This window comes from Pseudomonas sp. Ag1, assembly GCF_000278565.1.
GTDB lineage: Bacteria > Pseudomonadota > Gammaproteobacteria > Pseudomonadales > Pseudomonadaceae > Aquipseudomonas.
Genome location: NZ_AKVH01000088.1, coordinates 48,354 through 70,535, shown reverse-complemented (window position 1 = coordinate 70,535; position 22,182 = coordinate 48,354). Strand labels below are relative to the sequence as shown.

20 protein-coding genes are annotated in these 22,182 nt (G+C 60.4%); 16 read left to right on the top strand and 4 right to left on the bottom strand.

All coding sequences use genetic code 11. The features are described from left to right. Positions 1-206 precede the first annotated feature (206 nt). The 3 genes from A462_RS22210 to A462_RS22220 all read left to right on the top strand — a co-directional run bounded on the left by A462_RS22210 (position 207) and on the right by A462_RS22220 (position 2,353). Positions 207-995, top strand: a complete 789-nt coding sequence (locus tag A462_RS22210; protein WP_032899130.1) for a M949_RS01915 family surface polysaccharide biosynthesis protein — start codon at positions 207-209, stop codon at positions 993-995. Positions 996-1,098: 103 nt separating this feature from the next. After that, the gene (locus A462_RS22215; protein ID WP_008433427.1) at positions 1,099-2,013 is read left to right on the top strand and encodes a site-specific integrase; all 915 of its coding nucleotides are present in this window, start codon (positions 1,099-1,101) and stop codon (positions 2,011-2,013) included. Positions 2,014-2,128: 115 nt separating this feature from the next. Beyond that, complete coding sequence (locus A462_RS22220; RefSeq protein WP_003217639.1) at positions 2,129-2,353, top strand: DUF2188 domain-containing protein; 225 nt, start codon at positions 2,129-2,131, stop codon at positions 2,351-2,353. A 119-nt stretch (positions 2,354-2,472) separates the two neighbouring features. On the opposite strand, the gene A462_RS22225 is transcribed toward A462_RS22220, so the two are convergent. Then, entirely contained in the window at positions 2,473-3,330 is an 858-nt protein-coding gene (locus A462_RS22225; RefSeq protein ID WP_003217640.1) for an SDR family oxidoreductase, read from the bottom strand. Positions 3,331-3,429: 99 nt separating this feature from the next. Further along, positions 3,430-3,702 (bottom strand): DUF2790 domain-containing protein, encoded by a 273-nt coding sequence (locus A462_RS22230; protein WP_008433423.1) that lies wholly within the window; start codon positions 3,700-3,702, stop codon positions 3,430-3,432. A gap of 229 nt (positions 3,703-3,931) precedes the next feature. Here A462_RS22230 and A462_RS22235 point away from each other — a divergent pair, with 229 nt between their 5' ends. From A462_RS22235 to A462_RS22275, 9 genes are all read left to right on the top strand, one after another. Further along, entirely contained in the window at positions 3,932-6,853 is a 2,922-nt protein-coding gene (locus tag A462_RS22235; RefSeq protein WP_008433421.1) for a TonB-dependent receptor, read from the top strand. Between the two features lie 169 nt (positions 6,854-7,022). Then, complete coding sequence (locus A462_RS22240) at positions 7,023-7,784, top strand: GntR family transcriptional regulator (RefSeq protein WP_008433419.1); 762 nt, start codon at positions 7,023-7,025, stop codon at positions 7,782-7,784. After that, positions 7,781-9,511, top strand: a complete 1,731-nt coding sequence (locus tag A462_RS22245) for a fumarate reductase/succinate dehydrogenase flavoprotein subunit (protein WP_008433417.1) — start codon at positions 7,781-7,783, stop codon at positions 9,509-9,511. The genes A462_RS22240 and A462_RS22245 overlap by 4 nt, the downstream gene beginning before the upstream one ends. A gap of 39 nt (positions 9,512-9,550) precedes the next feature. Then, on the top strand, positions 9,551-9,796 hold the full coding sequence (locus tag A462_RS22250) for a 4Fe-4S dicluster domain-containing protein (protein ID WP_003217650.1): 246 nt from the start codon (positions 9,551-9,553) through the stop codon (positions 9,794-9,796). Positions 9,797-9,918: 122 nt separating this feature from the next. Next, positions 9,919-11,325 (top strand): ABC transporter substrate-binding protein, encoded by a 1,407-nt coding sequence (locus A462_RS22255; RefSeq protein ID WP_008433414.1) that lies wholly within the window; start codon positions 9,919-9,921, stop codon positions 11,323-11,325. 12 nt (positions 11,326-11,337) lie between these two features. Then, the gene (locus A462_RS22260; protein ID WP_008433411.1) at positions 11,338-12,120 is read left to right on the top strand and encodes an ABC transporter permease; all 783 of its coding nucleotides are present in this window, start codon (positions 11,338-11,340) and stop codon (positions 12,118-12,120) included. Continuing rightward, on the top strand, positions 12,120-12,959 hold the full coding sequence (locus tag A462_RS22265; protein WP_008433408.1) for an ABC transporter ATP-binding protein: 840 nt from the start codon (positions 12,120-12,122) through the stop codon (positions 12,957-12,959). The genes A462_RS22260 and A462_RS22265 overlap by 1 nt, the downstream gene beginning before the upstream one ends. Continuing rightward, positions 12,956-13,909 carry a HEAT repeat domain-containing protein gene (locus tag A462_RS22270; protein WP_008433406.1) on the top strand — a complete coding sequence of 318 codons (954 nt, stop codon included), beginning with the start codon at positions 12,956-12,958 and terminating at the stop codon, positions 13,907-13,909. The genes A462_RS22265 and A462_RS22270 overlap by 4 nt, the downstream gene beginning before the upstream one ends. Further along, a complete protein-coding gene (locus tag A462_RS22275) occupies positions 13,906-14,223 on the top strand; it encodes a DUF971 domain-containing protein (protein ID WP_008433404.1) in 318 nt (105 codons plus the stop codon). Before A462_RS22270 ends, A462_RS22275 begins: the two co-directional genes overlap by 4 nt. Here the strand turns inward: A462_RS22275 and A462_RS22280 are convergent. Continuing rightward, complete coding sequence (locus A462_RS22280) at positions 14,208-15,413, bottom strand: multidrug effflux MFS transporter (RefSeq protein WP_008433402.1); 1,206 nt, start codon at positions 15,411-15,413, stop codon at positions 14,208-14,210. The genes A462_RS22275 and A462_RS22280 overlap by 16 nt on opposite strands. Positions 15,414-15,724: 311 nt before the next feature. On the opposite strand from A462_RS22280, the gene gmtY reads away from it, so the two are divergent. The 3 genes from gmtY to gmtX are packed head-to-tail and all read left to right on the top strand — an operon-like array spanning position 15,725 to position 20,395. Beyond that, entirely contained in the window at positions 15,725-17,176 is a 1,452-nt protein-coding gene (gene gmtY, locus A462_RS22285; RefSeq protein WP_007967169.1) for a gamma-mobile-trio recombinase GmtY, read from the top strand. Further along, a complete protein-coding gene (gmtZ, locus tag A462_RS22290; protein WP_083853194.1) occupies positions 17,173-19,761 on the top strand; it encodes a gamma-mobile-trio integrase GmtZ in 2,589 nt (862 codons plus the stop codon). Before gmtY ends, gmtZ begins: the two co-directional genes overlap by 4 nt. Continuing rightward, positions 19,736-20,395 carry a gamma-mobile-trio protein GmtX gene (gmtX, locus tag A462_RS22295; protein WP_007967164.1) on the top strand — a complete coding sequence of 220 codons (660 nt, stop codon included), beginning with the start codon at positions 19,736-19,738 and terminating at the stop codon, positions 20,393-20,395. The genes gmtZ and gmtX overlap by 26 nt, the downstream gene beginning before the upstream one ends. Before the next feature lie 162 nt (positions 20,396-20,557). On the opposite strand, the gene A462_RS22300 is transcribed toward gmtX, so the two are convergent. Continuing rightward, a complete protein-coding gene (locus A462_RS22300; protein ID WP_008433396.1) occupies positions 20,558-20,917 on the bottom strand; it encodes a winged helix-turn-helix transcriptional regulator in 360 nt (119 codons plus the stop codon). 98 nt (positions 20,918-21,015) lie between these two features. On the opposite strand from A462_RS22300, the gene A462_RS22305 reads away from it, so the two are divergent. Then, on the top strand, positions 21,016-21,765 hold the full coding sequence (locus A462_RS22305; RefSeq protein WP_008433394.1) for an SDR family NAD(P)-dependent oxidoreductase: 750 nt from the start codon (positions 21,016-21,018) through the stop codon (positions 21,763-21,765). Positions 21,766-22,182: the final 417 nt, after the last annotated feature.

Sequence of the window (22,182 nt, the reverse complement as noted above, 5' to 3'; positions counted from 1 at the left end):
AATATGAAACGCAGATGAAAAAGTCGTTTTTTTGGCAGGTAGACAGCTAGGGTTCAGGTAAACAGCAGAAGCACGGACAACGCTGTGCCGATGAGGCGAGAAGGGCCGGTAGGCTTTTTCCGCGCGCGGGCTGGTTCCTGAAGAATCTTCTCTGCAATGCCGCGCAAGTGCCGGTAAAGTAAGCCATCTCTTGCCAGGGCAGTCGGATGAATAGCGTGCAGCGTTTACGGCCAATGTTGATGGTGTTGTTGATGACGGTGGCCTGGGCCACGAGTGTGCGGGCCGATGACGGCGTGGCACTGACGTCCATCGACCAGGTGCCCGATGGCGTAGAAGTGCGGGGTAAACAGGTCGGCGCCTTCGTCTGGAGCGACAAACAGGGCAAGAACCTGGTGGTACTCGCAGAGCAAGTCAGCGAACGCGACGACGACGGTGCGCAGTCGGCCTTTGTCTACGCCGCCCAGTACCTGCTCGACGGTGACCGGCCCAAGCGCCTGTGGATGCTCTACGACGACGTGCAGCATTGCGAGTTCGATGCCGGAGCGCACTTCAACAGCGACGCCACCCGGGTCACCGACCTGCTGGGCGATGGCATCAGCCAGGTCACCGTGGGGTATAGCCGCACCTGCACCAGTGACGTCAGCCCCAATGATTTCAAGCTGATCATGCACATCGGCAAGTCGCAGAAGTACCGCCTGCGCGGCATCGACCGCTATGGCGCCAGCTGGTGGGATGAAGACGCCGGCGCCCTGCAGGGCATGCCGTTGCCCAAGGATTGCAGCATCGCCGCCCAACAGGCGCTGGTCAGCCAGTACAAGGAGCAGGGTACCGAGCTGCCGCTTCCTGGCTGTTACGGCGACGAAGAAGATTTTGCCAGGGCGCCCAAACCGTACCTGGAGTTCATGCGCCAGCACTGGTTTGCCTTGATGCAGAAGCAGGACACCGACTGGAGCCAGCAGCAGACGCCAGCCCCGGCGGAAGACGATCAGGAATAGCCCCGGGGATTGACCTGCGCTAGACTCGGCGCTCGCCAATTCACTAAATATGTCGATTAAACAGATGGTTAGTCGACATATTTAATCCAAAGGCTGATCTACCTTGACTGAGTCTACCCGCAACCCGCTGACCCTCTATCTCACCCGCCTGGCGCCCTCCAGCCAGCTGACCATGCGCTACGTGCTGCAGGACGCTGCCGACCGCCTGGGCTTTGAAGACATCAACCTCGAAGACATCGACTGGCACCTGCTGCAGCCCGAACACGTCATGGCCCTGGTGGCGGTGCTGCGGGAAGACGGGTATGCGCCGAACACCTCATCGCTGTACGTCAACGCCGTGCGCGGGGTGATGAACGAAGCCTGGCGCATGAGCCTGATCAGCCAGGACCACCTGCTGAAGATGCGCTCGGTCAAGGCCATGGCCGGCACCCGCCTGAGCCAGGGGCGCAACCTGCGGCGTACGCTGATTCGTGAGTTGATGGAAGTCTGCGCCGCCGATCCGCGCCCGCAGGGCCTGCGGGATGCGGCGGTGATCGGGATCCTGTATGGCTCGGGCATGCGCAAGTCGGAATCGGTGAACATCGAGCTGGGCCAGGTCAACTTTGACGAGCGCAGCCTGCAGGTTACCGGCAAGGGCAACAAGCAATTGATCAAGTACGCACCGGCCTGGGCCTTTGCCAAGCTGGAGGCATGGCTGGAGTTTCGCCGCAGCCAGCTGAAACCGGGGGAACAGGACGACGGTTTCCTGTTCAACCGGATTCGCCGGGGCAGCCATATCACCCGCGAGCGCATCACCAAACACGCGATTTACTACATCGCCCGCCAGCGTGGGGAACAGGTCGGCGTGAAAATCATGCCCCATGATTTCCGCCGTTCGTTTATCACGCGGGTCATTGAAGAGTACGACCTGTCGATCGCCCAGAAGCTGGCGCACCACACCAATATCCAGACCACCGCCACCTACGATGTGCGCGACGACAATGAGCGGCGCAGGGCCGTGGATCGGTTTGACCTGTAGGGCCGCCCGTAACCTGGCCCACCAACTGCCTTGAACTCTGCCCGGCAGCCGCGCTCGCAATAGTAGGGCGCGGGTTTTGCCGCGTGCCGTGTTTATTCAGGCGAAGGAGCAGACCATGGATACCTACAACATCAACAAGACCGGCACCGGTTGGGCGTTGACCAAGCAGGGCTCGGCACGGCCGTCGAAAACGGCAGAGACCAAGGAGGCGATCGTTGAGTTGGCGAAGGAGTTTCTCAGCGACAAGACGGCGTCGCTGAGGATTCACAGCATGGATGGACGGATTCAGGAGGAAAGAACCTATCCGCGCAAGGCTGACCCGACACGATCTCCGGGCTGACCGAGCACCCAATGTGGGAGCGGGCTTGCTCGCGAAGGCGTTGGATCAGTCACAGATGCATTGCCTGACACTCCGCCTTCGCGAGCAAGCCCGCTCCCACACTGGATTTGCATCCGACCCTAGAGAATCGGCTTGCCGCCCGTCACCGCATACCGCGAGCCCGAGATGTAACTCGCCTCATCCGACGCCAGCAACACATAGATCGGTGCTACTTCCACCGGCTGGCCGGGGCGGCCCAGCGGTGTCTCGCTGCCGAAGCTGTTCACGTCTTCGTCCGGCATCGTCGAGACAATCAACGGCGTCCAGATCGGCCCCGGCGCCACGCTGTTCACGCGGATGCCCTTGCTGCCCAGCAGTTGCGCCAGGCCACCGGTAAAGTTCGCAATCGCGCCCTTGGTGGCGGCGTATGCCAGCAACGTTGGCTTGGGCATATCGGAATTCACCGAGCTGGTATTGATGATCGACCCGCCGGCCTTCATATGCGGCAGCGCCGCCTTGCAGATGCGAAACATCGCGGTGATGTTGATATCGAAGGTCTTGACCCATTCCTCGTCGGGTATTTCTTCGAGGGTCTCGTGAGTCATCTGGAATGCAGCGTTATTGACCAGCACGTCGATCCGCCCGAACTGCTCGACGGTCTGGTCGACAATCGCCTGGCAGTTGGCTTTTTGCGCGAGGTCGCCGGGCAGCAACAGGCATTGGCGGCCGGCTTCTTCCACCCAGCGTGCGGTTTCCTTCGCGTCCTCGTGTTCGTCCAGGTAGGCGATGGCCACATCGGCACCTTCGCGGGCAAAGGCAATCGCCACGGCGCGGCCGATACCGCTGTCGGCGCCGGTGATCAGGGCGATCTTGTTGGCCAGGCGGCCGGAGCCGGTGTAGCTCTTCTCGCCGCAGTCGGGATAGGGGTCCATCTTCTTCTGCGAGCCGGGAACGGATTGGGCCTGGCTGGCGAAAGGTGGGCGCGGGTAGTCAGTCATCTCAATCTCCATAGATCACAACGGGTTCTATGGATTAGTGATTTTCAGCTGCCGGATAGTTGTAATCGATGCCGGTCGAGCCCGACGAATGGTTTGCGCTCAACCGTGCTGGCAGGCATCGCCCAGGCGCATGTAGTCCAGTTCATGACGCACCCCGTGGCTGTCGATGTAGACCATGTGACCCTTGACCGGCCCGCACTCGGTGGAGGATTCGGTACTGACGCGCACCACCTTGGCGATGTCCAGGTCCTGGGAATAGTCGTACGCCTCGCTGGCGGGGGCGTTGGCACTCACAGTGGGTGCCGGGGTTTCGCCCTGGGCGAAGGCAAGTGTGCTGAACAGGCCCAGCACGGCGATAAGCAGATAACGCATGAGAACCTCCGACACCACGAAGGTGGTGGCTTGACTGTGGGGTTCATTCTACAAAGCACCTGGCGCGGGGATGAACGCTTGCGGGCCAATAGAAGACATCAGCCAAATCGATGCAGCAAGCCTCTTATAACCGGTTATAAACTCATAGCGTCTTCGCCTAAACGCAGCCCTATAAATATCCGTCTGCCGCTGCTCATCCCTGTAGACACATACAACAGGGAGTTCCTCGATGTTTTTATTCAAACAACAACTACCAAGGCTGACGCTGGCGGCGGCGCTGGCGATGGGCGTGTGCACGACATCGGTGATGGCCCAGGAAGCGGCCGGCCAGGTGTTCACCTTCGATATCGCTGGCGGCCCGCTTGATACGGTGCTGCTGGATATCTCCCGGCAGACCGGGGTGATGATTTCGTTCAATCAACAGTGGGTGCAGGGCAAGCGCAGTGCCGCCATCCGCGGCGATTTGGGCAGCCTGCAAGCGGTGGACAAGGCGTTGCAGGGCAGCGGCCTGCAAGTGAGCGACAGCGAACAGGGGCTGACGGTGCATCCAGCACCCGTGACGTCCACCAGCGTCGCACCGGCCGAGGGCAAAAGTACTGATTACCGCCTGGAAAAAGTCACGGTGACCGGCTCGGCGATTCGCCGGGTGGACGCGGAAACGGCAGTGCCGGTAACCATCCTGCGGGTCGAGCAATTGCGCGAGCAGGGTGTGAGCACCACCGAGGAGTTGATCAACCGCATTTCGGCCAACCAGTCTGCCGTTGGCTCCGGGCGTTCGGTGGGTTCCAGCAGCGGCGGTGCGGCGTATGCCGACTTGCGCGGGATTGGCGCGAACAAAACCCTGGTGCTGCTCAATGGCCGGCGCCTGAGCAACAACGCCGTCAACACCACCAACGGTTCCGGGGTGGATTTGAACACCATCCCGTTCGCCGCCATCGACCGCGTGGAAGTCCTGCGCGATGGCGCCTCGGCGCTGTACGGTACCGACGCGATTGGCGGGGTGATCAATTTCATTACCAAGACCAGCCTCACCGGTGGGCAACTTTCCACCAACTACGATTCGCCCACACGCTCCGGCGGCGGCGACAGCCATAACTTCAGCGGCAGCTACGGTTTCGGCGACCTTGAAGAGGACCGCTTCAACGTGTTCGGCGTGGTCAGCTACGACAAGCAGACGCGCCTGGCGGCCAAGGACCGTGACTTCACCTACAACTACCAGCCCGGTCGCGGCCTGGATTTCACCTCCGGCACCGCCGCGCCGGCCAACTGGAGCCAGGGCAGCAACGCGACCAACCCGCTGGCCGGCTCCGGTTGCAACTCCCCCGGGCTGCTGTCACGCAATGGCATCTGCCGCCAAAGCCTGTGGAGTTACCTGGACCTGGTGCCGGAAACCGAAAAAACCTCGGCCTTTGCCAAAGCCACCGGCAAGCTGGCCGATGACCATACCGTCAGCCTCGAATACTTCTGGGCGCGCAACGAAAACCGTACGCAGATTGGCCCAGGCACCCTGATGGGCGCCCAGGTCAATCCGGGTACGCCTTTCTATCCGGGCAACGGCATCACCCCGGGCCCCACGGGTTTCGCCCTGGACCCGACACAGCCGGTAGACGTGAACTGGCGTGAAACCGATGCCGGCGCGCGCAAGCACGAAGATGACAACACCAGCCAGCGGCTGCTGCTGAGCTTTGAAGGCAATGTGGCGAACTGGGACTACAACGTCGGCGCGTCCTACAACCAGAACAAAGTGGTGCAAACCATTCTTGACGGCTATGTAAACGACCAGACCATCAGCCAGGGGATTGCCAACGGTGTGATCAACCCGTTCGGGCCGCAGAGTGAAGCGGGCAGGGCGTTGCTCGCCTCCAGCCGCGTCGATGGCGATTACGCCACTGCCGTGGGCCGAGTGAAGAGTATCGACGGGCGCGTAAGCCGTGAAATCGGCGACTGGTTCGGTGCGGGGCCGACGGGCCTGGCGCTGGGCGGTGAATATCGCAAGGAGGATTTCCACCAGGATTTCGCCCAGTTTGCCGAGACCGTGCAGAGCCTGGGCGTAGACCCCAATGGCGCGGTGCGCGGCAATCGCAGCGTGTCGGCCGAGTACGCCGAGGTCAACGTGCCGGTGCTCGAAAGCCTGGAACTGTCTGCCGCCGTGCGTCATGACAAATACAGCGACTTTGGCAGCACCACCAACCCGAAATACTCGTTCCGCTTCCAGCCGTTCAAGGAACTGGTGGTGCGCGGTGCCTACAGTGAAGGCTTCCGTGCGCCGTCGCTGTACGAGTTGTACAACCCGACCTACACCAGCTACACCGTGGCCAACTACAACGACCCGCGCCTGTGCCCGGGCGGCACCCCGGCCAATGGCGGGATCGGCAACCGCGACTGCGCCCAGCAGTTCCGCCGGCAAAGCGGGGGCAACGGCAGCTTGAGCCCGGAAACCGCACGTAACGTGACCTTTGGTTTCGTGTTCCAACCGATCGAGCGCCTCAGTGCCGGCCTGGATTTCTGGTGGATCACCATCGCCAACCAGATTGCCGAGTTTCCTGAGTCGTCGGTATTCGACGACCCGGATGCCTACGGCGACCGCTTGATTCGCAAGGCGGATGGCTCCATCGATCACATCGTTACCGGCCTTGCCAACCTGGGTAAGACCAAGACCAACGGCGTGGATGTGAGTTTCGACTACCGCTTCCCGAGCACCGCCATCGGTGACTTCGGCATCGGCCTGCAAGGCACCTACGTCAACGAATACAAATACCAGCAGGAGCTCAAGGGCGACTACATCGACAAACTCGGTGATTTTCGTGGCGGCGAGTTCTCCACCGCGGGCGCCGTTGCACGCTGGCGCCACAGCCTGACCGGCACCTGGGCCCGCGGACCGCTGGGCGTCAGCCTGACCAACCGCTACACCAGTGGCTATCACGACTCGGACCCCGACACTCACGACTCCGTAGGCTCTTACAACGTCTGGGACCTGGCGGGTACCTACAACTGGAGCAAGTCCCTGGCCGTCACGCTGGGCGCGAAAAACCTGTTTGACCGCGCACCGCCGTTCAGCAACCAGACCTATGCGTTCCAGAGCGGGTACGACCCGAAATACGCCGACCCGTTTGGCCGCATCCTCTATACCCGGGTCAGCTATAACTTCTGATTGTTCATCAGGTCCAGACACTGCTCTATAAAACAGGCGGATCCACTGCACCCATCCCGTAGGTGCAGCGGGATTCGCCGGTCCATAACCTTATTCCAAAACGGTATTTCCACGCTTTTCATAAGACTCTTTATGATCACGTCATAACTCGTTATGACAAGTGGTCCTGATGAACGAATCAACCGTCGCCTTATCCCCTCTGTCCAGCGTTCCGCTGCATGCCCAACTGCGGGACCTGCTGCGCAGCCGCATCCTTGATGGTGAGTACGCGCCGAACACCCAGATGCCTTCCGAGAGCGAACTGGGCACGCGCTTCAAAGTCAGCCGCATCACCGTGCGCCAGGCCCTGGGTGATCTGCAAAAGGAAGGCCTGATCTACAAGATCCACGGCAAAGGCACCTTTGTTTCCAAACCCAAGGCTTATCAGAACGTCAGCACCCTGCAGGGGTTGGGCGAGTCCATGACCGAGCGCGGCTATGAAGTGATCAACCGCCTGCGCAGCTACCGCTTCGTGCCCGCCGACAAGCTGGTGGCCGAGCGCCTGGGCGTGGAAGAGGGCAGCACTGTCGCGCAGATCAAGCGGGTACGGCTGATCAACCGCGAACCGGTGTCGCTGGAAATCACCTACCTCAGCCAGGCCCTGGGCGAACGCCTGGAAAACGCCGACCTGGTGACCCGCGACATCTTCCTGATCCTGGAGAACGACTGTGGCTTGCAACTGGGTCACGCCGACGTGGCGATTGACGCGGTACTCGCCGACAGCGAGCTGACCCAGGCGCTGAACGTCGAGGCCGGCTCGCCGATCATGCGCATCGAACGCCTGACCCACACCGCAGACGGCCAGCCCGTGGACTTCGAACACCTGTATTACCGTGGCGACGCGTTTCAGTATCGCCTGCGCATCGACCGTCAGCGAGGTAGCCGTCCGTGAGCCGCCAAACCCTGGAACTGGAATACGACATCGTGGTGATCGGCGGCGGCACTGCCGGCCCCATGGCGGCGATCAAGGCCAAGGAGGCCAACCGCGATCTGCGCGTATTGCTGATCGACAAGGCCAACGTCAAGCGCAGCGGCGCCATCAGCATGGGCATGGACGGCCTCAACAACGCGATCATTCCCGGCCACTCCACGCCGGAGCAGTACACCAAGGAAATCACGATTGCCAACGACGGCATCGTCAATCAGGCGGCGGTGTACGCCTACGCGACCCACAGTTTTGAAACCATCGAGCAGTTGGACCGCTGGGGCGTGAAGTTCGAGAAGGACGAAACCGGCGATTACGCGGTGAAGAAAGTCCATCACATGGGCGCCTACGTGTTGCCGATGCCTGAAGGGCACGACATCAAGAAGGTGCTGTATCGCCAGCTCAAGCGCGCCCGGGTCAGTATCACCAACCGCCTGGTGTGCACCCGCTTGCTGACCGACAGCGAAGGCGCGGTGAATGGCGTGATGGGTTTTGACTGCCGCACTGCGGACTTCCAGGTGATCAAGGCCAAGGCGGTGATCCTCTGCTGCGGCGCGGCCGGCCGCCTGGGCTTGCCGTCCTCGGGCTACCTGATGGGCACCTATGAAAACCCGACCAATGCCGGCGACGGCTACGCCATGGCCTACCACGCCGGAGCCGAACTGGCGAACCTGGAGTGCTTCCAGATCAACCCGCTGATCAAGGATTACAACGGCCCGGCGTGCGCCTATGTCACCGGCCCCTTGGGCGGCTACACCGCCAACAACAAGGGTGAACGCTTCATCGAGTGCGACTACTGGAGCGGGCAGATGATGTGGGAGTTCCACCAGGAACTGGAAAGCGGCAACGGCCCGGTGTTCCTCAAGCTCGATCACCTGGCGGAGGAAACCATCCAGAACATCGAGCAGATCCTGCACAGCAACGAGCGCCCCAGCCGTGGGCAGTTCCACGCCAACCGGGGCACCGACTACCGCAGCCAGATGGTCGAGATGCATATCTCCGAGATCGGCTTTTGCAGCGGGCATTCGGCGTCGGGCGTGTGGGTTAACGAGCGCGCGGAAACCTCGGTCAAGGGCCTGTATTCAGCGGGCGACATGGCGGCGGTGCCACATAACTACATGCTCGGCGCGTTCACCTATGGCTGGTTTGCCGGCACCAACGCGGCAAGCTTTGTGGCCGGGCGCGAATTCAGCGCGGTGGATGCCCGGCAAGTGGCCGCCGAGCAGGCTCGGGTCTATGCGCCACTGGACCGCGAAACCGGTCTGCCGCCGGCCCAGGTCGAGTACAAGCTGCGGCGCTTCGTCAACGATTACCTGCAGCCGCCCAAGGTCACCCGCAAGATGGAAATCGGCTTGCAACGCTTCGCCGATATCGAGCGCGACCTGGACCAGATGAAGGCGCACAACCCCCATGAATTGATGCGCGCCATGGAAACCAGCGTGATCCGCGACTGCGCCGAAATGGCCGCCCGCGCCTCGCTCTACCGCGCCGAAAGCCGCTGGGGCCTGTACCACTACCGGGTCGATCACCCGCAACGCAACGACGCCGACTGGTTCTGCCATTGCCACCTGAAAAAGGGCGACGACGGGCAGATGGTCAGCTTCAAGAAACCCGTCGAGCCCTATGTGATCCCGCTGGATGCCGAAGAGATGCAGGCTTACGACCGCCTGCGCGTAGGGGCTGACGCCGCCTGAATGTGCCCCCCAAGCTCGCTCACCACAGGACACCGTGAAATGGCCTATCAGCCCCAGGAAATATTCTTCCGCTCCAACGCCCCGGTAACGGTGGACGAGGACAAGTGCATCGCCGAAAAAGGCTGCACGGTCTGCGTCGACGTGTGCCCGATGGACCTGTTGGCGATCAACCCGGCAACGCAGAAGGCGTATATGGCGTTCGATGAATGCTGGTACTGCATGCCCTGTGAAAAAGATTGCCCCACCGGCGCCGTCAAGGTCGAAATTCCGTACCTGTTGCGCTGAGACCTGCCGCAAACGCCATCCGCCAACCCCGGACGCAGCCCTAGCCACACCCCCTCGTTTCCCACCGCGCCAGACCGTGGCGGAGACGATTCCTTCAACCATGATTCGAGGGGAACTACCCAATGTTATTGCGCGCAACCCTGGCCGGCCTGGTGCTGGCTTGCTTGAGCCTGTCGGCCCAGGCACAAACGATCCGGGTGGCCATCGGCACCCAGGACACCACCATCAACTGTGCCGCGGGCGGCTTGCTGATCCGCGAGCTGGGGCTGCTGGACAAATACCTGCCGCACGACGGCAAGTACAAGGACGCGACCTACGACGTGCAGTGGAAAAACTTCACCAGTGGCGCGCCGCTGACCAATGAAATGGTCGCCGGCAAACTGGACTTTGGCGCAATGGCCGACTTCCCCGGTGCCTTCAACGGCGTAGCGTTCGAGGCGGCGGGCAAGCACAGCCTGTTCATCAGCGTGTTGTCGGGCAACATCAAGGGCAGCGGCAACGGCATTGTGGTGCCGGTCGCTTCCAGCGCCCAGTCCCTGGCGGACCTCAAAGGCAAGACGATTTCCGTGCCGTTCGCCTCCACGGCCCATGGCATGTTGCTGCGCGCTGTTGCGGCCCAGGGCTGGGACCCGCTCAAGGACGTCAACATCATTGCCCAGGCGCCCGAAGTGGCAGGCTCGGCGTTGCAGGCCAACAAGATCGACGCCCATGCCGACTTTGTGCCGTTCGGCGAACTGTTCCCCAACCGTGGTTTCGCCCGCAAGATCTACGACGGCTCGCAATCCAACACTCCGACGTTCCACGGCGCGCTGGTGGACGAAAGTTATGCCAAACAGTACCCGGAAGTGGTCGTCGCCTACCTGCGCGCGAGTATCGAGGCCAATCAGTTGCTGGCCGCAGAGCCGGAGAAGTACAGCGAGCTGATCGAAAAAGTCACCGGCGTCGAAGCCGAGGTCAACTACCTGTTCCATGGCCCGCTGGGCGTGCAGACCCGTGACTTGAGCTGGAAACCCGAATACCGCCAGGCCGTGGGCACCGCGATCGACACCCTCAAGCTGCTGAAAAAGGCCGACCGTGGCCTGGACCTCAATACCTTTATCGATGACCAGTACATCCGTGCCGCGTTCAAGGCCTCGGGCCTGGACTATGCGGCGCAATTGGGCAACTACGGCCAGGCCCCGCTGAAGGCCAACGACGCTCTGAGCGGCGCGCCGATCACTGACTGGAAGCACGTCGCGCAAATCTGGGTCAAGGGTGAGCCCAAGGTGCGCGATTACGCGTCGGCCGAGGCGGCGTTCACCGCGCTGGACAGCCTGAACAAACAGGGCAAGGCGGTGCGCGCCGTGTATGCCCAGGCCGAAGACAGCGGCATCAAGCTACTGGCGAGCCAGGCCTGGTTTGCCACCAACCAGCACGGCCAACTCAGTGCATTCCTGCTCAAGGGCCAGGCGCAGCAATTTGCCCAGGCCCAGGGCGGCAAGGTGTTCAATTTCACCGACGCCGGCGCGCAGGCCGTTGCCGGTCGCTGAGGGAGCGTGTTCATGACAAGCACCCCATGGCGCTGGCTGCCCAAGGCCGCTTCCTTGCTGTTGTGCCTGTTGTTCTGGCAGTTGGCGGCCAGCCAGCACTGGAACCTGTGGCTGGTGACGTTTGCCAATGTGCCCACGCCGGGCTCCGTGGTGCAGGCTGCCCTGGGGCTGGCGGACTCGGGCAAGCTTGTGCGGCACTTGAGCGCAAGCCTGACCCGGGTGTTCGAGGGCTACCTGGCGGCCGCGCTGGTGGGGATCGGCCTGGGCATCGCGATTGGCCGCTGGAAGTGGGCGGAAGACCTGCTGTTGCCGCCGCTGGAGGTGATCCGGCCGATCCCGGCGGTAGCCTGGATTCCGCTGGCGATCCTGATGTTCCCGTCGTCGGAGCTGTCGATGATCTTCATCACCTTCACCGGCGCGCTGTTTCCGGTGCTGCTCAATACGGTGCATGGCGTGGAAGGCGTCGATCCTCGGCTGATCGCCTCGGCGCGCAGCCTGGGGGCAGGGCGCCGGGCGATCCTGCTGGAGGTGATTTTGCCGGGCGCCGCGCCGAGCATCGTCACCGGCCTGGCGATTGGCATGGGCACTTCGTGGTTCTGCCTGGTGACGGCGGAAATGATCTCCGGTCAGTACGGCATCGGCTATTACACCTGGGAGTCCTACACCATCCAGAACTATGCCGACATTGTCGTTGGCATGCTGTTGATCGGCGTGCTGGGCATGGGCAGCAGCCTGTTGGTCAAGCGTCTCGGCGCACTGTTCACTCCCTGGCACCGACCACGAGGTAAAGCCTGATGAGTCATCTTGAAGGCCGTGTCGACATACGCGGCTTGTCCATTGTATTGGGCGAACAGCAGCAGGCATTCGAGGCGGTGAAAGCCCTGGATTGCAGGATCGAGCCGGGGCAGTTCGTGTGCATCCTCGGCCCGTCCGGGTGTGGCAAATCGACCTTGCTCGGCGCGCTGGCCGGGCATCTCACGCCAAGCCAGGGCACGCTGGAAATGGATGGCCAGCCGGTTGCCGGGCCGTCCCAGCAACGGGGCATGGTGTTTCAGCAACACACGCTGTTCCCCTGGCGTTCGGTGCGCGAAAACGTTGCCTTCGGCCTGAAGATGCGCGGCGTAGGCAAGGCCGAGCGCCTGGCCGCCGCCGATGAGATCCTTCACCTGGTGGGCCTGGAAGGTTTTGCCGAGCGCTGGCCCAACCAGCTGTCGGGTGGCATGCAGCAGCGGGTGGAAATTGCCCGGGTGTTGATCAATCGTCCCGGCCTGCTGTTGATGGATGAGCCGTTCGGCGCGCTGGATGCCCTGACCCGCATGAAGATGCAGGCCTTGCTGCTGGACATCTGGACGCGCATCCGCACAACTGTTGTGTTTGTCACCCATGACATCGACGAAGCGCTGTTCCTGGCCGACCGCATCCTGGTGATGAGCCCGCGCCCCGGGCGCATCATCGAGGATTTCCAGCTGACTTTCCCAAGGCCGCGCAGCACCGAACTGATGACCTCGCCGGAATTTACCCACCTCAAGCGCCATTGCCTGGAGCTGCTGCACCACGAAGATGGTCGCCAGTTACCACGGCTGAACCCGCTCGGGCTACCCAACGATCACCCAAGACCGCGATTTGCCATATGACCTATGAAACCGAAAACCCCGACATCCAAGCCCTGCGCCCCCGGCTGCAAGCGCCGGATGCCGGCATGCGCCGGATCGCCCTGATTGACCTGGCTGACCTGGAAGACCCCGACGGCCTGGTGTGGCTGGTGGACAGCCTGCGCCACGACCCGGCCACCGACGTGCGCGCCCAGGCTGCCAGCCTGCTGGAGGCGTGGGAAGAAGACGCAGTGGTCGAGGCGCTGTGCCAGGCGCTGACCGACACTGAAGCGTCGGTACGTGATGCCGCCGCCCAGAGCTTGAGCGTACTCAAGTCGACGCACGCGGGCCGGCTGTTATTGCCATGGGCCACCCACGCCGACGTCAGCGTGCGCACGGCAATCTTCCGTGCCCTGCGCGAGTTGCGCCTTGAAGCGGCGGCGCCGTCGGCAATGCTGGCGCTGAACGATACCGATGCGGGGGTGCGCCGCGAAGCGGTCGGTGTGCTCGGCTGGCTCAAGCACCTGCCGGCATTGGACGCCCTGGCGAGGTTGGCCAGCAGCGATCCGGACACCGAAGTCCGGCGTGCCGCCACCGGCGCCCTCGGTTTGGCCAGTGATGAGCGGGTACTGCCGGCGCTGTATGAAGCGTTGCAGGACGCCACCTGGCAAGTACGGGAAGAGGCCGCGACCACCTTGGGCAAAGTCGGTAGCACCCGCGCGGGCGACGCCTTGATCACGGCGCTGGCCGATGACTACTGGCAAGTCCGCCTGCGCGCCACCCGCAGCCTTGGGCGCCTGCGGTATGCACCGGCGTTGCCGGCGCTGCTCCTGACGTTGGGCCACAGCATCAGCAACCTGCGCAAGGAAGCCGCCCTGGCGCTGGGCGAGTTGGGCGACCGACAGGCCCTTGGCCCGCTGCGTGACGCGGCCGACGATGGCGACCCGGAAGTACGCAAGGCGGTGCGCATTGCCCTGGCACAACTGCAATGAACAGTGCACCGAACGGCATTGGCCGCGATGATGATGGGCGCTTGAGGCTGGAATGGCGCGACGGCGTGCAATGGATCGACCACGCTCGCCTGCGCCGTGAATGCCCGTGCTCGCAGTGCCGGGCCTTTCGGTTGAGAGGCATGCCGCCGCTGGTGTCGGACCGTGTCCGGGTGCTGGAGGTCCATCCCCAGGGGTATGGCGTGCAGTTGATTTTCAGCGATGGGCACCAGCGGGGGATTTACCCGTGGGCTTATTTGGCAGCAATGGGGCTCCAGACCGGGGCGCCAATCTCCGCTGGTCAGGTGCGCGACTGAGGTTGCAGGTGTGCCGGCAGGCGGCGCAGCGTCCACCACACCGTCAGCATCGCTGCCACGGCGCTGAGGGCGATGCCGATCAACATCGGCGCCGGTGTGTGGTCTGCGAACAGGCCGGCCAGGGACATGGCTACGGCGGCGGTGATCATCTGGATCGCGCCCAACAGCGCCGAGGCCGAACCGGCCACGGCACCGTGATCTTCCAGGGACAACACGCCGGCCGCCGGCAACAGCAAGCCGAGAAAACCAAAGCCAATAAACAGCAGTGCCATCATTAACGGCAGGCTGTTGCCCCACAGTGTGGTAAGTGCCAGCAAGGTCATGACGGTCGCCACGCCCGCCACCGACCAGCGAATCAACGGCGCGAGGCCGAAGCGTGCACTCAAGCGCGCGGTCAACTGGCTCAGGGCAAAAAACGACGCCGCGTTGAGGGCAAAGCACAGGCTGAATTGCGTTGGCGTGAGCCCGTAGTACTCGATGTAAACGAATGGCGCGCTGCCGATGAACACGAAGAACGTCGCAAGGCCAAAACCGCCCACTACCGACAACCCGGTAAACACCGGATCACGCAGCAACGCGCCGTAGCTGCCGAACGCATTGCCCAGGGTCTTGCCCAGGCGGCGTTCGGCGGGGTGGGTTTCCGGCAATTGCACGGCGGTCATGATCAGGCACAGCACTGCGGCCACACCCAGTACCCAAAACACTTCGCGCCAGCTCCACACGGCAATGATCACGCTGCCAGCCAGCGGTGCGAGAATCGGTGAAATGCTCACCACCAGCATCAGCAACGCCATCAGGCGCGCGGCTTCATGGCCGGTGTACAAGTCACGCACAATCGCCCGCGGAATCACCATCCCGGCGCAGGCGCCAAAGGCCTGCAACGCCCGGAAGCCGATCAGCACCTCGATGGAGGGGGCGAGGGCGCAACCAATGCTGGCCACGATGAAAATCGCCAGGCCGGCATAAATTGGCGGCTTGCGCCCGAACACATCGCTGATCGGGCCGTAGAACAGCTGGCACACACCGATGATCATGAAGAACACCGTCAGGCTCATCTGCACCGCGGCAGGCGAGGCATGCAGGCTGGCGCCGAGTGTCGGCAACGCCGGCAGGTAGCTGTCGATGGCAAACGGGCCGACGGCGGTGATCAACCCCAGCAGCAGGGCGAGGTGGGCGATACTTCGAGACATGGTGGTTCCGGGCGGCGGTAAAAAAGAGGGGCCAGCTTAGTGATCGCCCTCGGCGCATACAAGCCGGTGTTTACAGACTCGCTACAGAGTCACCAGCGGCAGGGTGTCGTGAATAGGCAATGGATACGGGAGATAGACGTAAAGTATTGATTTAACTCAACTAAATATCCATTATTGGTATCACCTAAAACCATACTAAGAATACTAGATCAAGGGGGAAACACAGCTCTACCCTCCCCTGAGAATCAAGGTGTTGACATCACTAGGTGTACTATCTGTACCATTCGCCCCTTTTTGGGTGGGTGCTCTGGATGGCGGTGGTACAGGTAGTAGCTAAGGTGGTAGTAGATGACTCGGGATTCCAAAGCGAGATCCCAGTTCTAATCACTGACCATGGCGTGGTGTCCTCTCTCGTTGACTATCTCCTGTCCAACCATCACCTTAGTCCTAGCTGGCAGCGTGTTGTAACTCAGGCCACAAAGCTGCTGCTGGAGTACATGGAGGCCAACCAGCATAACTTCTCTGATCCCCGCGCCCTGTTCCAGGCGTTTGCCTCCCGCTTGTACACGGGAACCATTGGTGATGATGGGCTAGATCCATCAGGCCTAGGGTGGGTTCCTGCTAGCCGGAACACGTCTAACCGACACGTCTCCGTGCTCAAGGGATTTACCGACTATCTGGCTGATCTGTACGACGCGCCTGCCATGAACCCCTTGATAACTGCTAGTACGTTTGACCAGCGGCTCAATTACGCCGCCTGGCATCGGCGTAACAGCAATGATTTCCTTGGTCATATCAAAAGCAAGGCGCTCGCTGACAACGTCGCCAAGGCACGCAACATTCGTGGGCGGCGCACTCTCAGCAAGGTCGATGATGATGCCGTGGCGTTCCCAGAGAAGCTGTTCCAGGCCATGTACATGGATGGTTTCGGCGGGGCTAAAGACCCCCGGTGTGCGGTGCGGGATCAGTTGATACTGATCATGATGCATGGTGCGGGGCTACGGGAAAGCGACGCGCAACACCTCTGGGTGATGGATGTGGTAGACCACCCGCTGATCGAAGGCGGTGCCATGGTGCGCGTCTTTCATCCAGAAGATGGCAGGGCACCGGACGATTGGAGGGGACGCAAAGGTGCCACGACACGAGCGGCATATTTGAGAGAGCAGTATGCACTGACAGCCCGGAATCTCCTGCAAGGCACCAAACGAATTGGGTGGAAAACAAGGATGGTTGACCATGCCGACAATTACATCCAGCTGCACTGGTTCCCTCCACGCTTCAGCGTGCTCTTCATGCAGCTTTGGAAGGTGCATGTTCGATATTTGACAACCGTCGAGCGGCACCACCCATACGCCTTCGTATCCTACGACGAGTCGGCGGCAGGCCAGCCGTATACCCTTCAGGCCTTTAACGGCAACTATAAGCGAGCCCTAGCACGTATTGGGCAGACCGTTTCCAAGCCTGAGGGTCGCTCTACCCATGGGCATAGGCATGCTTTCGGCAGGCGGCTGACGAAGGCTGGAGTTACACCGCAAATCATCCGCAAGGCGCTGCATCACACCTCCCTGGAGTCGCAAAAACGATACACCGCACCTGGTGTCGCGGATGTGTCTTCTGCACTTACAGCCGCTGAAGAAAAGCTCAGGGAGCTGGCAGACAGCGGCCACATCATTTCGTCATTCAACAATTGGGACGAGGCGCTGCCAGAAACCTGGGCAGATCTCGAATCGTCACGTGCCCCATACAGAGTTAAGAAATTTTGACCAAGACAACCAAGCGCGGCCCACGAGACGGGCGCTCTTCAGATACAAGTTTCAGTTGGCTTCCGGTGGAGCGAGGCGAAGCCTGGGAGCGCTGGCGTCAGTTCTTGTCGGGCTGGATGGCCACTCAGACGGGTTCTATCGGGGTAAAGATCAACGCAATGAACTGGTTCGCGGTCAACTACCTGCCGTTGGTGCCTGGCGGGGCCAGTCCAGAAGTGTTTTTCCAGTTCGCTCAGCAAGATTTGTTGCCGGACTTGAGGTCGCTTTTGGAGGCCTCTATGAACTCGAACACTGCCGTGAAAAACCAAAACTGGATCGTGAGTCTGTTCGACTGGATCATCATTCATAGCTTCAGCGAGCCAACTGATCATGGCGTGCCAGTAGCCATGGCCAAGAACCCGTTCGTCAAAGGTAAAGAAAAGACGGTAATCACAGAGACCGTGCATAGCCCTTTGCCTTATGCATACATTCGTGAGCTACGCGAAATTCTGTGCCCGCAGGCCAGGGGCACATTCCATGACTGGAAATGGGCTCAAATGCAGTCCGGCCAACTGAGGTCGGACTTCGGAGACTGGTTCCAAGTAGCGCAGTCCATCATCAACGAGAACGATCCGGACTGCGTCTGGCGCTTCAAAAATGGCCGGTACGAAATCTGGTCACCCGTCAGGTCGGTGGCTCTGTATACCAAGCTGCACTTGCCCCTTCGCACCTACCAGGTACGCCTCCTAGACTCGGGAGAGGCAGATACGTGGCGCTATGTGGCAGGCGACTGGGTGCTCAACGAGAGCCACGAATTTTCGCTAGGCCGCGAATCAAACCCTTGGAAGCGAGGGGTTTTCTGCCGTATCCATAGTCAGGATATCGGCGAAGTCATGACCGGCCTCTACATCAGCACAAACAAAACGGCAGACCAGAATAAGGAGACACGCGAGCGTGGGTATACGATTCCGTGGCAAAACGAGGATGTGTTGTACTGGCTGGAGCGTTTGCGAAACTGGCAAGAAAAGTACAATCCAATCGCTGGCCCAACACCATGCACCGAATTAGGTGAGAAGCACTGTGGCGTCAAAACTCAGGAGCAAAAGAGCGATATGGGCTCAATTTGCTTCCTCTTCCGCGATCCGACTGCCGATGAAGGGGAGCGTGACAAGCCTATTACGATCAGTTCGCTACCCAACCTTTGGTATCGATTGCTTTCAACGTTGGAAGATCGCGTCGCAGACAGGGGGCAAACCTTGTCGGATGGCTCCAGGCTGCGCTTTGTAGAGCCACCTGCGCCTGGCCTGAAGACGCCGCCAGTCAAAACGGACTTCCCGCTTCATAGTCTTCGTGTTTCGCTCCTGACGTGCTATGCCATGGAAGGCCATGTCCCAATGCCCGTGCTTTCAAAACTGATTGCAGGGCACTCCAGGATCATTATGACCCTGCATTACACCAAGCCAACCCCGGCGATGGTGTCGCAAGTAATGGACAGTGCGAGCGGACGCATCAGCGCAGTCCAGGACGAAAGCCTAAAAGTCTTTCTTAAGGATGCTGACATGCGTCAGATCCACTCAAAAACGGCATACATTGATGCCAGCGCGATTGAGCTTGTTTTGTTAAATCGTAACGCCATTGGTTGGGAGCAGCGGCATATAGGCTTGTGCCTCGTCGGCGGAAATAGCGTTCGATCCGACGAAATGAGCAACATTGGCGGGTGCTGGAACGGCGGGGAGCTTCTGGGGCGTGGTGGTCGAGGCAACGTCTACGGCCCAGTGCCGCACGGCCTGGAAAACTGCGTCCGATGCCGCTGGTTCCTCACGGATGCAAGCTATCTGCCGGCGCTGGTAGCGCACCTCAATATGCTGAGTTATCGAGCCTCCTTGGTCTCATCTGTTGCCGTCGAGATCGAGCAGGAGCGCGATGCATTGCTCAATGAGATGTATTTTGCGAAGGAGGAAAAGCGTCCGTTTTTGCTGCAAGCGGAGCTACAACAGGCCGAAAGTCGATACCAGAAGCAGGTCAAGGAGGCTGATGAGTACGCTAAAGACTTGGTCTCCTGTTTCCAGATCATCAGTAGGATTATCGCTATCGAGGAAGAGAGGAATGCAGATGACTCCTCCGCGAAACTGGTCGCGTTGGGCTCCCTGGAGGATATCCACCAGCCTATTTCATTTATCGAGACCAACAGCGAAATGTGGCAGCTTTCTCAGCTTTGTGAGAACGCCGAAATCTACGCCGCTTTGACGGACGATCTGCGGGCGACACCAGCCATTGAGAAGCGCTCCCGCGCCCTGAACAACCTGCTCATGCAAGGTGGCTATGCACCCATTTTGATGGGAATGGATGATCGCCTCCAGCTCATTGCTGGCAACGCGATGATGAGGTCTATGGCATTACGAGTGTCCCCGCGAAACCAAATGGAAGGCTTTCGTGAGGTTTCCAGCCTGCTGGAGGCTGGCGAAGGCTTGCGACTACTACCAGCGGCTCTAGAGCCGCTAGAGCGTGTCACGAAGCAACCCGTCGCAAAGCTCTCCGACCTGATCACATCCACCTCCAAGCAAGTGCGAGACGCCATCCGTGACCGATCTGAAGCTCATCTTTGAAGAGTTGGTAGCCCAGGCTACCAAACAACAAGCGAAATCCTTGGCGCTGCTGAATGGCGTCTTGGAGGCTCATCAGAAATCGGGTGAACGCAATTTCTCAATCGCTACGATAGCCCGGCTGTCCGTTGAAGCCGGTGGCCCATCGGCCTCGACAATCCGCAACAGTGGCGGCTTCCGCTTCAGGCAATTGATTGATGCCTGGGCCGCGAGCGTAGGTACGGATAGGAAACTGCCAGCTAAGGGCAAGGGGCAGGGAGTGCCAAGCGACAATGACTTGCTTCGAAGCATTGCTGATCCAGCTCTTCGTGCCGCATTTACTCAAATCCTGGCTGAGCGGAGTCGCTACTTAGCTGAACTCAACCTGCTCAAATCGCACAAGAGCATCGTTGTCGACCGACGTCCAAATCAGGTGCAACTATCTCCTGCAAACGAGTCAATCCAGCTGCTGCCTTCGCTCAAAGGAGTGCTCAACGACATGGATATCACAGCTCTGAAAGCTGCGGTCTCGGACGAGTTCTTCGAGAAGCAAGGCTGGATGGTGACTAAAGCTGGCCAGGTGAAAGGGGATGCTGGCGAGATCTACAAGCATGGTTATGTGCTTGCGATTAAGAAGATTCTGAAGGAGGTGGACTGAGCTGACTAGCTGGCTGAGGGATGGCTTGTTAGTACACCGGCCTAGTACATATACTAGCAATCCCTCGCAGCTGTAACCCCCATGGTTACTGGCCAACGGTAATCTTAGTACAATAGGTGATCTTATCTGTGTTCCTTTAGTCGAGTTGGATATTTCGCGAATTTAAGGCTGGGCGAGGGCGGTCGCTCGGCGCTCACTGATGCGTTCAACCGCCAGCATATGGTCGGTGCCCCATTGGCAAAGCGGCCCCAATGCCTGGGCCAGCGAGCGTCCGAAGGGAGTCAGGGAGTATTCGACCTTTGGCGGTATCTCCTTGTAGTCGATGCGCGCGATGATCTCATCGCGTTCCAGCTCCTTCAATTGCTGGATCAGCACCTTGTCCGTCACGCCGCCAACGGCGCGCCGCAGTTCGCCATAACGGTGAACTTCATGGGCCAGGTGATACAGGACCAACGGTTTCCATTTCCCGCCAATCACCGCCAGGGCGGCGTCGAGCCCGCAGTTAAAGGTGCTGTTTGACATGTTTTTGCCCTCAGGCTGGGTACTTACCAAAAGGTGCATACTATTCAAAACAATAGCGCAGATCTACGCTTGGGCCTCAACATTTGAGGGAAACACTCATGAGCAGGCTCAACGGGAAAATCGCCATCGTCACCGGTGGCAACAGCGGGATCGGCTTGGCCAGCGCCATACGCTTTGCGGCCGAAGGTGCACAGGTCGTTATCGTGGGACGCCGCCAGGATGAACTGGACAAAGCCTTGGTCCTGATCGGGCATGACGCGATCGCGATCCAGGGCGACATTTCAAACCTGCGTGATCTTGAGCGGGTATTCGCACAGATCAAGGCTGACAAAGGTCGTGTTGATGTGTTGTTCGCCAATGCGGGCCTTGGGGATCTGGAGCCCATTGGTGCGATCACGGAGGAATCGTTTGATCGCACCTTTGACGTGAACGTGAAAGGCACGTTGTTCACCGTACAGAACGCGTTGCCATTGATGAGCGCCGGTGGCTCGATTGTGCTGACAGGTTCGACGACGGCCTCGATGGGCACCGCAGCGTTCAGCGTCTACAGCGCGTCGAAAGGCGCACTGCGAAACTTCGCGAGAAGCTGGGCGCTGGATCTGCAAGGCACAGGTATTCGCGTGAACGTGCTTTCACCTGGGCCGACAACGACACCAGGTTTGGACAGAGCGCTATCAGGTACCGGCCAGAAGGATGCGATTGTCGATTCGATGGTTACGCGTGTACCGCTGGGTCGTATGGGGCAGCCAGATGAAGTGGCGAATGCGGCATTGTTCCTGGCATCGGATGAGAGCAGCTTCATGACGGGCAGCGAGATGTTCGTGGATGGCGGTTTCGCTCAGGTGTGATCCAGGCTCATCGACCAAATCGAGACAGGCTGGGTTTGGTCGATGAGGAGCGTGGTGCACTGGTTGAAATCTGGCTGGCACTGACCCTGATAACGGATCATATGATTACGCATAATGTATATTATGTTAAATGACGTATAGCGCCCGGGAGTTGCTTGAGCAGGAAATGCGCTCGAGTGGCTAACGCACCTTGCCCTTTCAGATCAAACCGACCGGCCATGTACTTGGGGACAGTCAGTGCCAGCGCGACGACAGCCAACACCAGCGGTAAAAGCGAAACCCACAGCACTGTATTCCAGCCATAAGCCGACAGCAGCCCACCCGACGAAAAAGACCCGACCGCCATTACGCCGAACACTCGGAGCTGGCCTACTACGTCATTTATCGGCCTGAGTGCGCCAGCCTGCCCAAACTGAC

Coding starts and splice junctions, on each gene's coding strand:
- A462_RS22210 (WP_032899130.1), top strand. CDS start 207: ATGAATAGCGTGCAGCGTTTACGGCCAATGTTGATGGTGTTGTTGATG.
- A462_RS22220 (WP_003217639.1), top strand. CDS start 2,129: ATGGATACCTACAACATCAACAAGACCGGCACCGGTTGGGCGTTGACC.
- A462_RS22225 (WP_003217640.1), bottom strand. CDS start 3,330: ATGACTGACTACCCGCGCCCACCTTTCGCCAGCCAGGCCCAATCCGTT.
- A462_RS22230 (WP_008433423.1), bottom strand. CDS start 3,702: ATGCGTTATCTGCTTATCGCCGTGCTGGGCCTGTTCAGCACACTTGCC.
- A462_RS22235 (WP_008433421.1), top strand. CDS start 3,932: ATGTTTTTATTCAAACAACAACTACCAAGGCTGACGCTGGCGGCGGCG.
- A462_RS22240 (WP_008433419.1), top strand. CDS start 7,023: ATGAACGAATCAACCGTCGCCTTATCCCCTCTGTCCAGCGTTCCGCTG.
- A462_RS22250 (WP_003217650.1), top strand. CDS start 9,551: ATGGCCTATCAGCCCCAGGAAATATTCTTCCGCTCCAACGCCCCGGTA.
- A462_RS22255 (WP_008433414.1), top strand. CDS start 9,919: ATGTTATTGCGCGCAACCCTGGCCGGCCTGGTGCTGGCTTGCTTGAGC.
- A462_RS22260 (WP_008433411.1), top strand. CDS start 11,338: ATGACAAGCACCCCATGGCGCTGGCTGCCCAAGGCCGCTTCCTTGCTG.
- A462_RS22265 (WP_008433408.1), top strand. CDS start 12,120: ATGAGTCATCTTGAAGGCCGTGTCGACATACGCGGCTTGTCCATTGTA.
- A462_RS22270 (WP_008433406.1), top strand. CDS start 12,956: ATGACCTATGAAACCGAAAACCCCGACATCCAAGCCCTGCGCCCCCGG.
- A462_RS22275 (WP_008433404.1), top strand. CDS start 13,906: ATGAACAGTGCACCGAACGGCATTGGCCGCGATGATGATGGGCGCTTG.
- A462_RS22280 (WP_008433402.1), bottom strand. CDS start 15,413: ATGTCTCGAAGTATCGCCCACCTCGCCCTGCTGCTGGGGTTGATCACC.
- gmtY (WP_007967169.1), top strand. CDS start 15,725: ATGGCGGTGGTACAGGTAGTAGCTAAGGTGGTAGTAGATGACTCGGGA.
- A462_RS22300 (WP_008433396.1), bottom strand. CDS start 20,917: ATGTCAAACAGCACCTTTAACTGCGGGCTCGACGCCGCCCTGGCGGTG.
- A462_RS22305 (WP_008433394.1), top strand. CDS start 21,016: ATGAGCAGGCTCAACGGGAAAATCGCCATCGTCACCGGTGGCAACAGC.